Source organism: Paraburkholderia phymatum, assembly GCF_038900715.1.
In the GTDB taxonomy this organism is placed as follows: Bacteria; Pseudomonadota; Gammaproteobacteria; order Burkholderiales; family Burkholderiaceae; genus Paraburkholderia; species Paraburkholderia phymatum_A.
On record NZ_JAYMRZ010000007.1, the window covers coordinates 1 to 13,131 of the forward strand.

Annotated in this window: 11 protein-coding genes; 8 read left to right on the forward strand and 3 right to left on the reverse strand. The window is 64.5% G+C overall.

The features are described from left to right. Positions 1-185, forward strand: a 185-nt coding sequence (locus VSR68_RS14630; RefSeq protein WP_342940533.1) for a hypothetical protein, incomplete at its 5' end; no start/stop codon positions are given. Here VSR68_RS14630 and VSR68_RS14635 read toward each other — a convergent pair. Both VSR68_RS14635 and VSR68_RS14640 read right to left on the reverse strand, forming a co-directional pair. Continuing rightward, positions 136-1,185 (reverse strand): ABC transporter permease, encoded by a 1,050-nt coding sequence (locus VSR68_RS14635; RefSeq protein ID WP_342940534.1) that lies wholly within the window; start codon positions 1,183-1,185, stop codon positions 136-138. The genes VSR68_RS14630 and VSR68_RS14635 overlap by 50 nt on opposite strands. A gap of 16 nt (positions 1,186-1,201) precedes the next feature. After that, positions 1,202-2,743 (reverse strand): sugar ABC transporter ATP-binding protein, encoded by a 1,542-nt coding sequence (locus VSR68_RS14640; protein WP_342940535.1) that lies wholly within the window; start codon positions 2,741-2,743, stop codon positions 1,202-1,204. 384 nt (positions 2,744-3,127) lie between these two features. Here VSR68_RS14640 and VSR68_RS14645 point away from each other — a divergent pair, with 384 nt between their 5' ends. Continuing rightward, positions 3,128-4,231, forward strand: a complete 1,104-nt coding sequence (locus VSR68_RS14645; RefSeq protein ID WP_342940536.1) for a LacI family DNA-binding transcriptional regulator — start codon at positions 3,128-3,130, stop codon at positions 4,229-4,231. A 106-nt stretch (positions 4,232-4,337) separates the two neighbouring features. Then, a complete protein-coding gene (locus VSR68_RS14650) occupies positions 4,338-5,366 on the forward strand; it encodes an aldo/keto reductase (RefSeq protein ID WP_342940537.1) in 1,029 nt (342 codons plus the stop codon). Between the two features lie 111 nt (positions 5,367-5,477). On the opposite strand, the gene VSR68_RS14655 is transcribed toward VSR68_RS14650, so the two are convergent. Further along, complete coding sequence (locus tag VSR68_RS14655) at positions 5,478-6,434, reverse strand: LysR substrate-binding domain-containing protein (protein WP_342940538.1); 957 nt, start codon at positions 6,432-6,434, stop codon at positions 5,478-5,480. A gap of 179 nt (positions 6,435-6,613) precedes the next feature. Here VSR68_RS14655 and VSR68_RS14660 point away from each other — a divergent pair, with 179 nt between their 5' ends. The 5 genes from VSR68_RS14660 to VSR68_RS14680 all read left to right on the forward strand — a co-directional run bounded on the left by VSR68_RS14660 (position 6,614) and on the right by VSR68_RS14680 (position 13,060). After that, positions 6,614-7,828 (forward strand): fumarylacetoacetate hydrolase family protein, encoded by a 1,215-nt coding sequence (locus VSR68_RS14660; protein ID WP_342940539.1) that lies wholly within the window; start codon positions 6,614-6,616, stop codon positions 7,826-7,828. Between the two features lie 145 nt (positions 7,829-7,973). Then, a complete protein-coding gene (locus VSR68_RS14665) occupies positions 7,974-9,311 on the forward strand; it encodes an MFS transporter (RefSeq protein WP_342940540.1) in 1,338 nt (445 codons plus the stop codon). A 54-nt stretch (positions 9,312-9,365) separates the two neighbouring features. Beyond that, entirely contained in the window at positions 9,366-10,961 is a 1,596-nt protein-coding gene (locus tag VSR68_RS14670; protein WP_342940541.1) for an aldehyde dehydrogenase (NADP(+)), read from the forward strand. Beyond that, positions 10,961-12,535, forward strand: coding sequence for an altronate dehydratase family protein (locus VSR68_RS14675; protein ID WP_342940542.1), 1,575 nt, complete (start codon positions 10,961-10,963; stop codon positions 12,533-12,535). The genes VSR68_RS14670 and VSR68_RS14675 overlap by 1 nt, the downstream gene beginning before the upstream one ends. Positions 12,536-12,625: 90 nt before the next feature. Then, a complete protein-coding gene (locus VSR68_RS14680) occupies positions 12,626-13,060 on the forward strand; it encodes an RbsD/FucU family protein (protein ID WP_342940543.1) in 435 nt (144 codons plus the stop codon). Positions 13,061-13,131 lie beyond the last annotated feature (71 nt).

The window sequence follows — 13,131 nt, forward strand, 5'->3', positions numbered from 1 at the left end:
CTGTTACTGCTGCTGTTACTGCTGCTGTTACTGCTGCTGTTACTGCTGCTGTTACTGCTGCTGTTACTGCTGCTGTTACTGCTGCTGTTACTGCTGCTGTTACTGCTGCTGTTACTGCTGCTGTTACTGCTGCTGTTACCGCTGCTTCTTCCGGCGCAACATGTCGAGATACACGGCGGAGATGATGATCACGCCCGTCACGACGATCTGCCACTCCTGATCGACCGACATCACGCGCAGGCCGTTGACGAGCACGCTCATGATGAACGCGCCGATCATCGTGCCCGTGATCGTCCCCACGCCGCCCGACAGCGAGGTGCCGCCGATCACGACAGCCGCGATTGCATCCAGCTCGTAGCCCTGGCCGAGAGCAGGCTGAGCCGAATTGAGACGCGACGACATCACGAGCGCGGCAATGCCGCAGATCGCGCCGCCCATCGTGTAGACGGCGATCTTCCATCCGTCGACGTTGACGCCCGACAGCCGCACGGCTTCTTCGTTGCTGCCCAGCGCGAACGTGTAGCGCCCGAAGAGCGTCTTGTTGAGCGCGACAGCGGCGAAGATCGCGAGGCCGAAAAGGATCAGCACCGAGTTCGGGATCGGCAGCGCGGGAATGAAGTTGCCGATCAGCGAATCCTGCGAAATGCTCGTGAATCCCGGCGTGTCATTGAAATAGATGGGCCGCGTTCCCGAAATGACGAGCGCGAGGCCTTTCATCAGCATCATCATGCCGAGCGTGGCGATGAACGGCGGGATGCGCAGCTTCGCGACCAGCACGCCCGACACGGCGCCGCTCAGCGCGCCGAAGCAGATCGCAGCCAGAATCCCGACATAGAGCGGCATGCCCCAGTTGGTCAGCACGACGCCTGTCATGACCGAGCAGAACGCCATCAACGTGCCCACCGACAGGTCGATGCCGCCCGTGATGATGACGAACGTCGACGCGATGGCGAGCACGCCGTTCACGGCGGTCGCCTGCAGGATGCTGACGAGGTTGTCGACTTGCAGGAACTGCGGCGACGCAACGCCGAAGAAGATGATGAGCACGACGAGGCTCGCGAACGCGAGGAGCTTCTGGCGCGCACCCGAATGAAACAGCTTCGCGGCGAGGTTCGAGGCGTTGCGCTCGCGCGCGAGGGGCATCGCCTGCTCGGCCGATGGAACGGGGTTAGGTGTGTTGGTCATGGTCATCCTCGTGAATTCATTCGGTAACGACAGGTTCGCGTTGCGTCGCGAGCTGCATGATTTTTTCCTGCGTGGCCTCGCCGGCCGCAAGTTCGCCCGTGATTCGGCCTTCGCACATGATCAGCACGCGGTGGCTCATGCGGAGAATCTCGGGCAGTTCCGACGAGATCATCACGATGGCCTTGCCATCCGCCGCAAGCGCATCGATCAGCTTGTAAATCTCGGTCTTCGCGCCGATGTCGATGCCGCGCGTCGGTTCGTCGAAGAAGAGAATGTCGCAGTCGCGCAGCAGCCACTTCGCGATCACGATCTTCTGCTGGTTGCCGCCTGACAGCAGGCGCACCTGCTGGTGCACGGACGGCGTCTTGATGCGCAACTGGCTGACGTATTGATCGGCGGTGCGCTGAATCGCGGAATCGTCGAGAAACATGCCGAGCGACGCGAACCGGCCCATGCTCGCAAGCGCGACGTTGCTCTTCACGTCCATGCCCGTCGCGAGCCCGAACTGCTTGCGATCCTCCGACAGATAGCCGATGCCGTGCCGCACGGCATCCTGCGTGGATCTGATCGATACCTTCTTGCCATGCACGCGGATCTCGCCGCGCTCGACGGGATCGGCGCCGAACACGGCGCGCGCGACTTCCGTGCGGCCCGCGCCCATCAGGCCCGCGAGGCCGAGCACTTCGCCCTTGCGCAGCGTAAAGCCGACGTCGCGAATCACGGAGCCGCGCGTGAGCCCCTTCACTTCCAGCGCGATCTCGCCGTTCGCGCGCTGCACCGGATGGCGCGGCGAAGTGTCGAGCTGGCGGCCGACCATCATGCTGATGATCGTCTCCATCGGCGTCGTTTCCGCCGGCACGGTGCCGACATACTGGCCATCGCGCATGATCGTGATGCGGCCGGCAATCTGCTTGAGCTCGTCCATCTTGTGCGAGATGTAGACGATGCCGACACCGTTCGACTGAAGCTGTCGAATGATGCGGAACAGGTCGTCGATCTCGACGTTGTTCAGCGCGGCCGTCGGTTCGTCCATGATCAGCACGCGCGAATCGAAGGACAGCGCCTTGGCGATTTCCACCATCTGCTGCTTCGCGACGGTGAGCTGCGAAACAGGCGTGCGCGGGTCGAGCTTCAGATGCATGCGCTCGAAAATCTCCTCGGCCTTGCGATTGAGCGCGCGTTCGTCGATGAAGATGCCGCGGCGCGGCTCGCGCCCGATGTAGATATTCTGCGCGGCGCTCAGGTGGTTCATCAGGTTCAGTTCCTGATGAACGATGCCGATGCCGAGCGCCTGCGCCGTGCGCGGATCGGGAATGTCGACGGGCCGGCCGTCGATCAGGATCTCCCCTTCGTCCTTCTGATAAACGCCCGACAGCACCTTCATCAGCGTCGACTTGCCCGCGCCGTTCTCACCCATCAACGCGTGCACTTCGCCCGGCAGCAACTCGAACTGGCAATTGTCGAGCGCCCGCACGCCAGGAAACGACTTGCTCAGATTGCGGATCGACACCAGCGCGCGACGAGGACTGCCGTCCTGCCGTGTTTCTGTCTCACTCATCTCTTCTCGTCCAGTTTTGGGGGCGCGCAATCTCGACGCCGAACGTTTCAGCGAAACGTTTAGTGAAACGTTTCGGCGAGAATGTAGATGGCTCAGTTGTCCGTGTCAACACGGTCTTAGCCAATATCGGGTTAACCATGTCGCGTCATAAACGAAACGTTTCGCTAAACGCTTTACCAAGCGAATCGAAAGCGGATATGATTCGTTGAGGATTCGCTGACGCCCGATAAAAAGGGTTGCGGCGCATGCTGCGATTGCGCGCGGTTCGACGCGCGCATGACGACAGCTGTTGCAATAGCGTGGCGACGTTTCCCCGTTCGACGACGGGCGGCGTCAGGTGCGGCAGCCCGCGATGGCGGGCATTCACTGATATCGGAAAACGACGTGGCATCAACGATGAAGGATGTAGCGCGCCTTGCGCAGGTCAGTCTCGCGACAGTCTCAGCAGTGCTGTCGGGCTCGTCCTATGTCAGCCCCGAGCTGACCGGTCGCGTGAAGAAGGCTGTCGCCGCGCTCGGCTATGCGCCCAATACCGTGGCGAGCAGCCTCAAGAAAGGCGCGACCCGGATCATCGGGCTCGTGGTGCCCGACGTCACGAACCCGTTTTTCACGGAGCTCGTCCATTCGGTGCAAAAGCGCGCGCGCGAGCAGGGCTACGCGGTCCTGCTCTGCGACAGCGAACGCGATATCGAGCAGGAGCGCTCATATCTGAAGATGCTTCGCGCGCATCTCGCGACGGGCACCATCATTTGCGCAGCAGGGCCCGACGCGTCATACAAGGACTTGCCCAATGACGTCGGCATCATGCCGATCGTCACGGTCGATCACATCATCCGCGCCGACGACTACGACTCGGTCGTCCTCGACAACGTCGCGGCATCGCGGATGATCATGCAGCACATCATCAGTCTCGGTCACACGCGCGTCGCGATCATCGCGGGGCAGCAGCATCTCGTGCCCGGCCGCGATCGCCTGGCCGGTTTCGTCGAAGCGCTGCGCGGCGCCGGTCTCGACGTGGTGCCCGAGTTCGTGCGGCACGGCGCGTTCAATGGAAACGATGCGTTCGACTGCGCGCACGCCCTCCTCGCGTTGCCCGAGCGGCCATCGGCGATCTTCGCGACCAACAACCAGATGCTGATCGGCGTGATGCGCGCGATCTCCGAGTCGGGCCTGTCGTGTCCGCGCGATGTATCGGTTGCAGCAATCGACGATTTCCCCTGGGCAGCCGCATTCTCTCCCGCGCTGACAACCGTTCGCCAACCCGTCGATGCCATGGCCGAGGCCGCATTCAACCTGCTGCTGGAGCGCATCAACGGGACGAACGCCGCGCCCAAGCATCTCGTGTTCGCACCCGAGCTGGTGATCCGGCAGTCGTGCGTCGCGCCGCCTGCACCGAGCGGGCTTACGCTCGTCGCACAGAAAGCGCCCGCGAAGCCCGCGGCGCGGCGAGCGAAAAGCACGGGCAAGGCGCAGCTCTCCGACGCATGAAGCGGCGCGAGTCGGCATGAATCGGCATGAAGCAGCGGCATGAAGCGGCGCGAATCGGCGCATACGCGCGGCGAGCGGGACCAATAACAACCTTGCGAGGCAATCCGTGAACAACAGGCAAGCCCTGATTCCGCCGGGACCGTTGGGTTTCGGCGCGGCCCCATTGGGCAATCTCTTCGCGCGCGTCAGCGAAGAAGCGGCTGAAGAGACATTGAGCGCGGCATGGGAAGCCGGCATGCGCTACTTCGACACCGCGCCGTTCTACGGCATGGGTCTGTCCGAACAGCGCCTCGGCCGCGCGCTCGCGCATCGTGCGCGCGACGAATTCGTCGTCTCGACCAAGGTCGGGCGCCTGCTGATTCCCGATGCGTCCGTTCCCGAAGTCCAGCACGGATACGTCGGCGCACTGCCGTTTCGCGTCGAATTCGATTATTCGGCGCAAGGCGTGCTCCGTTCGATCGAAGAGAGTCTCAAGCGTCTTTCACTCGATCGCATCGATATCGTCTATATCCACGACGTCGCCGAAGATGCGCATGGTGATGACTGGCTGCGGCAATACCGGATCGCCGTCGAAGGCGCGATGCGGGCGCTGGGCGATCTGCGCGATCAGGGCGTGATCGGCGCGTGGGGGCTCGGCGTCAACCGCGTCGAGCCGTGCCTGATGACGTTGAACGACGCGGACCCGGACGTGTTTCTGATCGCCGGACGATACACGCTGCTCGACACATCGGCGCTCGACGCGCTGATCCCCGCTTGCGATGCGCGCGGCGTGCAGCTGGTCGCGGGCGGTCCGTTCAACTCGGGGCTGCTCGTCGGCGGCACGACGTTCGAATATGCGGAGGCGCCGGCGGAGATGCTCGACAAGCGGCGCAGACTTCTCGCGCACTGCGAGCGCTTCGGCGTGGACCTCAAGGCGGCCGCGCTGCAGTTCACGCATGCGCCGCGAGCGGTCGCGTGCGTGATCGCCGGCGCGAGGAACGCGAGCGAGATCAGACAGAACTGCGCGGCAATGACCGAGCCGATTCCGTCGGCATTCTGGGCAGCGTTGAAGGCCGATGGCCTGATTCCCGCCGATGCGCCGGAGCCTCTATCTTCGGGCGACGCGATCCACGCAACGACACACGCGCCCGTTTAATTGCGAGGGCTGCGGCACGCTCTTCGCGTTCGAACGCGTGAACAGCGTGCGCACCGCGCCATCGACCGACAGACGCGGCGCCCTCCCCAGGACTGCGCCGCTGCGTCGTCATCACGCGTGCGACTGCTCCGCGACCGTGCGCAAGATCGAAATGAACTCCTGCATCGGCTCCGACAGCGGCTCGTTCTTGCGCGTGACGATGCCGTAGTGCGGCATCGTCCGGCGAATGGGCACCTCCAGTCGCCCGAGCAATCCTTCGTCGACGTACTTTTCGACGGCGGCACGCGGCTGAAGCGACAGCATGTCGGTTGTCTGCAGCAGCGCCAGTGCCGAGAAGATCGACGGCGTCTCGACCATGCCGACCAGCGAACGGATGCCGGCAGCGGCCACGGTCTCCTCGAACAGATGCCGGATAGCCGTCGCGGGCGGATACAGGATCCACGGCCACCCGGCGAGATCGGCCACTTCGGGCCTCGCGCGGTCCAGCAGCGGATGCCGCTTGCCGCACACGACCCACACAGGCTCGAGCGACAGCTTCTCGAAATCGAACAGCGCCTGGTGATGCGGCTCGGTCAGGCGTCCGACCATGATGTCGATCTTTCTCTCCTCGAGCCACACGACCAACTGATCGCTGCTCTGCTCGACGAGCCGGATTCGCAACAACGGACGCTTGTGCAGGATATCCCGCATTGCCTCGGCCACCACGCCGGCCGCCGACGCGGAGATCGCGCCGACCGTCAGATGACCGTGGCCGCCCAGTCGCAGCGCATCCAGCTCGTTCACGAACTTGCCGAGATCGGCGACGGCAGCGCCGGCGTAACGCAACGCAAACATCCCGAGTTCGGTGGGACGCATCTCGCGCGGCAGACGCTCGAACAGCCGCGCACCCAATATGGCCTCCGTGTCGCCGAGTATCTTGGTCGCGGCGGGCTGGGTGATGTGCATCTGCTCGGCGGCGATGCGCAGGTTGCGCGTGCGCCCAAGAATATCGAGCAATTGCAGGTGGCGGAAGCGCAATCGGGTCAACACGGACACCGACGGAACGGCTGAAGCGGAATGTTTGGCCATACAGGTAAACCACGCCTTACTCATAACGAAACGGAATCGATATTACCGAATAAACGATTGGATGTTTATCGGAGCCGCGCGTACCGTTGCACCTTACCCTTGCACCTTGCCGGTACGCCGCCACGATGCTGGCGGGCGACCGGGCGACCGGGCGACAACAAGAATCCATGGAGATAACGATGACTACCTCGCTAGTGCTGGACGCCAAAAACACGCTTCCCGACGACGGCTTCAAGGGCACACTGGTCGGACGCGCATGGCTGCCGCCGACCGACACGACGCCGGGCGGCCCGGCCGTGGTCGTGCTGCGCGCCGATGGCGTTTTCGACATTTCCGACGTCGCGCCGACCATGAGCAGCCTGCTGGAACACGACGACCCGGTGGCCACGGTGCGCAATGCCGCTGGCCGCTGGATCGGCAGTCTCGAGTCGATCCTCGCGGGCGCGCCCGCCAGCGCAAGCGGCACAAGCACGGATACCCGCGCGCATCTGCTCGCACCCTGCGATCTCCAGGTCATCAAGGCGGCGGGCGTCACGTTCGCGGGCAGCCTGATCGAGCGCGTGATCGAGGAACAGACCAAGGGCGATCCCGCTGGCGCCGCGCAGATTCGCGCGAAGATCCAGGCACTCGTCGGCGACAGCCTCGCCAGCATTCGTCCGGACTCGACCGAGGCGCGCGAACTCAAGGCCCTGCTGATCGCGCAAGGCATGTGGTCGCAATACCTCGAAGTGGGCATCGGCCCCGATGCGGAGGTCTTCACGAAGGCGCCCGTGCTGTCCGCGCTGGGCACGGGCACGGAGATCGGCTTGCATCCGAAGTCGGAGTGGAACAATCCCGAACCCGAAGTGGTGCTCGCGATCAACAGCCGTGGCCAGGTGCTGGGCGCGACGCTCGGCAACGACGTCAACCTGCGCGACTTCGAAGGCCGTAGCGCACTGCTGCTCGGCAAGGCGAAGGACAACAACGGGTCGACCGCCATCGGTCCGTTCCTGCGCCTGTTCGACGAGAGCTTTTCGATCGATCACGTGCGGCAGGCGGAAATCGGCTTGCGTGTCGAGGGCGAAGACGGCTTCGTGCTGGTCGGCACAAGCTCGATGAACCAGATCACGCGCGATCCGCTCGATCTCGTCGCGCAGACGATCGGCGATATCCATCAGTACCCCGACGGCGCGATGCTGTTTCTCGGCACGCTGTTTGCGCCCGTCGAGGATCGCGATGCGCCCGGCGGCGGCTTCACGCACAAGGAAGGCGACATCGTGCGGATCGCCACGCCGTCGCTCGGCACGCTTGTGAACCGCGTCGGCCGCAGCGACCGTATCGCGCCGTGGCAGTTCGGCGCGCGCGCGCTGATCAACAACCTCGCGCAACGAGGGCTGCTCGGCAAGCCGCTCTGAATTCAGCCCTGGCGGCTCGCGATACGCGATACGCGCCACTCGCATTTCAATGTGCGTCCCACCGGCCGCGCGCGTCGGTGGACCGATCGATACACATGACGTGGCCATGCACGGCAACCGTCCTGCATGACACGGGAGACAAACAATGCAGACCCAGGCTTCAAACCACGACGCGCTCGCCGGCGCCATCAGGAAAGCGCGCAACCGGCTGGCACCGTTCCTCGCGCTGATGTTCGCGCTGTCGATGCTCGACCGCTCGAACGTCGGCTTCGTCAAGCAGGCGCTGATGGTCGATGCGAACATCGGCGATGCCGCGTATGCACTCGGCGCCGGCATCTTCTTCATCGGCTACGCGGTGTTCGAGATTCCCAGCAACCTGATCATGCATCGCGTGGGCGCGAAAGTCTGGATGAGCCGGATCATGGTGACATGGGGCCTCGCGTCGGCGGCGATGATGTTCGTCCACAACGAAACGTCGTTCTACGTGCTGCGCTTCATTCTCGGCGTGGCCGAGGCCGGCTTTTCTCCGGGCGTCATCCTGTACTCGACGTACTGGTTTCCGGCAAGCCAGCGCGGCAAGGCGCTCGGCGTCTATTACTTCGGCCTGCCGCTCGCGCTCGTGCTGGGCAGCCCCCTCTCCGGCCTGTTGCTGGAGGTGATGGGCGGTCAGCTCGGGCTGCACAACTGGCAATGGATGTTCATCATCGAAGGGATCGCGGCGACAGTGGTCGGCGTCATCGCGTTTTTCTATCTCGTCAGCAAGCCGCGCCACGCGAGCTGGCTGAACGCCGATGAAAAGGCCGCGCTCGAAGCCGCCATCGCGGCGGAAGACCGCCATAAAGTCGCCCACGGTCCCGCGAGCGCGCTCGCGGCGCTGCGCAACTGGCAGGTGATGCGCTTCGTCGCGATCTACTTTGCGATTCAGGTCAGCGTCTACGGCGTCATCTTCTATCTGCCGACGCGCCTTTCCGAATTGACGGGCACGGCCGTCGGCCTGAAGGTCGGTCTGCTAACCGCGATTCCCTGGCTGTGCGCGCTGATCGCGCTGCGCGTCGTGACGGGTATCGCCGACGCCAGCGGCAAACACCGGCAATTCGCGATCGCGATGCTCGTGATGGCCGCTACGGGCATCGCGCTGTCGACGCTCGGACACGAACTCGTCCCCGTGCTGCTGGCCTTCTGTGTTGCCGCGATTGGCTTCGTGGTCGTGCAACCGCTGTTCTGGACGCTGCCCACCGCTTATCTGAGCGGAACGGCAGCGGCAAGCGGCATCGCGCTGATCGGCGCGCTCGGCAATCTCGGCGGCTTTCTCGCGCCGACGCTGAAGACGGCAGTCGAATCCAGCTTCCATAGCCAGCGAGCCGGCATGCTTGCGCTCGCGATCGCGGGCGGCTGCGGCGTGCTCCTGCTGTTGAGCATCGGCGCGGTGGCGCAGCGTTCGTTCGCGATCAAGCAGCGTTCGTCCCGGTCCGAGACGGCATGACGGCCTAGCTCCACGGATTTCGCTCGACAGATTTCACTTTCACGTTCTAATTCGATGATTCTTGGACACCACTACATCGCCGGAGAGCGCCATGCGGCCGGCACCCCGTTGCACAGCGTCGATGCGATCACGGGCGAGCGCTATCCCGTCAGCTTCTACGAGGCAACGCAAGCCGAAGTGACGGCGGCAGCGCAAGCGGCGCAGCAGGCGTTCCCCACCTTTCGCGCGACGAGCCCGACCGTGCGCGCCGCGCTTCTCGAAGCGATCGCCGATGAAATCGACGCGCTGGACGCGTCGTTCATCGCCGAGGCGAATCGCGAGACGGCGTTGCCCGTCGCGCGTCTCGAAGGAGAGCGCAAGCGCACGAGCAATCAATTGCGGATGTTCGCCGCCACGGTGCGTCGCGGCGATTTTCTCGATGTTCGTATCGATCGCGCGCAGCCGGATCGCACGCCGCTGCCGCGCCCCGATCTGCGGCAATATCGCGTCGCCGTCGGACCCGTGGCCGTATTTGGCGCCAGCAATTTCCCGATCGCCTTTTCCGTCGCGGGCGGCGATACGGCATCGGCGCTCGCGGCCGGTTGTCCCGTCGTGGTCAAGGCGCATCCCGGCCACATGGTGACGTCCGAACTCGTCGCCGACGCGATCGTGCGCGCCGTCGCGAAGTCGGGTCTTCCGGCCGGCATCTTCAATATGGTCTACGGTACGGCGGCGACAGGCGCGGCGCTGGTGAAGGCGCCGCAGATCAAGGCCGTGGGCTTCACCGGCTCGCTCGCCGCGGGCCGCGCCCTCTTCGATCTCGCACAGGCGCGGCGCGAGCCGATCCCCGTCTTCGCGGAGATGTCCAGCGTGAACCCCGTCTTCCTGCTGCCTTCGGCGCTCGCCGGGCGTGGCGCGCAGATCGCGCGGGAACTGGCGGCATCCGTGACGTTCGGCTGCGGTCAGCTCTGCACGAATCCCGGTCTGGTGCTGGGCGTGCGCTCGCCAGCGCTCGATACGTTCAAGTCGGCGTTGCGCGACGCGCTCGAACAAGCCGCGCCGCAACCGATGCTCGGCGCAGGCATTCGCGAGAACTTCAGGCGCGGCGTGGCGGAATTGCGTGCGCTGCCGGGTGTCGAAGAACTGCTGGCGGCCGGGCAGGATGAACGCGTCGGCGGACATCTGTTCATTGCCGCGCGCGACGCCTTGCTCGGCGGCGACGCGCTCGAAGAAGAAGTCTTCGGTCCTTCGACGATACTGGTCGAACTCGACGACGAACGCGATTTCGTCGCGTTCGCCGACAAGATGCAAGGCCAGCTGACCGCGACGGTGCTCGCGGACGGGACCGATCTCGCGCAGCAAGCCGCGTTGCTCGCGGCGCTGGAGACAAAGGTCGGACGACTGCTGTTCAACGGCTATCCGACGGGCGTGGAAGTGAGCGATGCGATCGTCCACGGCGGACCTTATCCTGCTACGACGGATGCGCGCGGCACGTCGGTGGGCAGCGCGGCCATCGAGCGCTTTCTGCGCCCCGTGTGCTACCAGAACTATCCCGACGCCAGCCTTCCGCCCGCTTTGCGCGACGCGAATCCGTGGAACCTGCCACGCCTCGTCGACGGCATAGCGACAAGCGCGGCCGCGCCCGTCGACACCTGCACGGAGGCCATCTGATGGCTACGACTACGGAATTTGCAGCGGGAGCGCCTGCCGCCAATGCCTCATCGACAGATGCCGTCATCCGGCTGCATCCCGCTGACGATGTCGTGATCGCGCGGCATCAGCTCGTGGCGGGCATGCGTCTGAGCGATGGCGTCACGGTGCGCGGGCTGATTCCCGCTGGGCACAAGGTCGCGGTTCGCGCTGTCGAAGCGGGCGCACCCTTGCGACGCTACGGGCAGATCATCGGATTCGCGACGCGTTCCATTGCGTCGGGTGAGCACGTGCATACACATAACCTCGCGATCGGTTCGTTCGAACGCGACTATGCATTCGGCGCCGATATCCGGCCGACCGCGCACGTGAGGCCGCCCGCGCAGTTTCAGGGCATCGTGCGCAGCGATGGGCGCGTGGCGACGCGCAACTACATCGGCATACTGACGTCGGTGAACTGCTCGGCCACGGCCGCGCGCGCGATCGCCGATCACTTCCGGCGCGACATCAACCCGCAGGCGCTCGCCGACTATCCGAACGTCGATGGCGTCGTGGCCCTCACGCACGGCCAGGGCTGCGCAGTCGACGCGAACGGCGAGGCGCTCGATGTGCTTCGGCGCACGATCGGCGGTTACGCGCGTCATCCGAATTTTGCGGCGGTGCTGATCGTGGGCCTGGGCTGCGAGACCAACCAGATCGACGGACTGATGCAGGGGCAAGGACTGCAAGGAGGCGCATCGCTGAAGACGCTGACGATCCAGAGCAGCGGCGGCACCGCACGCACGGTGGCCGCGGGCATCGAACAGATCGAGGCCATGCTCGTCGACGCGAATCAGGTACAGCGTCAGCCCGTCGACGCGAGCCATCTGGTGGTGGGCCTGCAATGCGGCGGCTCCGATGGCTACTCGGGGATCAGCGCGAATCCCGCTTTGGGCGCGGCCGTGGACCGGCTCGTCGCGCACGGCGGCACGGCGATCCTCTCCGAAACGCCGGAGATCTATGGCGCCGAGCATCTGCTCACGCGCCGCGCCATCTCGCAGGCAGTGGGCGAAAAGCTGATCGCCCGCATTCGCTGGTGGGAAGCGTACTGCGCGCGGATGGACGCGAGCCTCGACAACAATCCGTCGGCGGGCAACAAGGCGGGCGGGCTGACGACGATCCTCGAAAAGTCGCTTGGTGCAGTCGCCAAGGGCGGCACGACAAATCTGGTTGACGTCTACCGCTATGCCGAGCCGGTCAATGCGCAGGGCCTCGTGTTCATGGACACGCCCGGCTACGATCCCGTCTCCGCGACGGGCCAGGTCGCGGGCGGCGCGAACCTGATCTGCTTTACGACGGGACGCGGATCGGCTTACGGATGCGCGCCGTCGCCATCGCTGAAGCTCGGGACCAACACGGCGCTCTGGCAGCGGCAGCAGGAAGATATCGATCTGAACTGCGGCGCGGTCATCGACGGCACGCGTAGCGTCGATGAGTTGGGCGAAGAGATTTTCCAGTTGATGCTCGCGACCGCTTCCGGCGAGAAGTCGAAAAGCGAACTGCATGGCTACGGCCAGAACGAGTTCGTGCCGTGGCAACTGGGCGCGATCACCTGAGTTTGGCCGCTTTGTTTTTATCGGCATTCGGACAGCATGCCGAATGCCGATCGAAACCCGGTTTATCAAATAGCATGAGGTGAATCGAAAATGCTAAAGGGAATCTCTCCGCTATTGTCGCCGGATCTGCTCTTCACGCTTGCATCGATGGGGCACGGCGACGAGATCGCGCTGGTCGATGCCAACTTCCCCGCCGCTTCTCACGCGCGTCAGCTGATCCGGTTGCCGTCTTGCACATCGGCGGAACTTGCGAACGAGGTGCTGCGACTTTTCCCGTTAGACGAGGCAGTGCCTTGCGCCGCCTGGGTCATGACGCCGATCGATCCGTTGCCCGCGCCTCCGCCCGCAACGCTCGACCTTCAGCGTGTGTTGAAACGCCACGGATGTTCCGAAGCCGAGGGGCTAGCGCGCAATGAGTTCTACGCGCGAGCGAGAGCCGGCTTCGCAATCGTGCAGACGGGGGAAACGCGACCCTATGGCAATCTGCTGCTCAAGAAAGGGGTCGTGTCGCCAGTGGCCGGTTGAATCCTCGCCGGTTCGCGGGGCGGCCACATAACCCGCTTCGCCAGAAGAATTCGAACGGTAGCGGCCGCCAC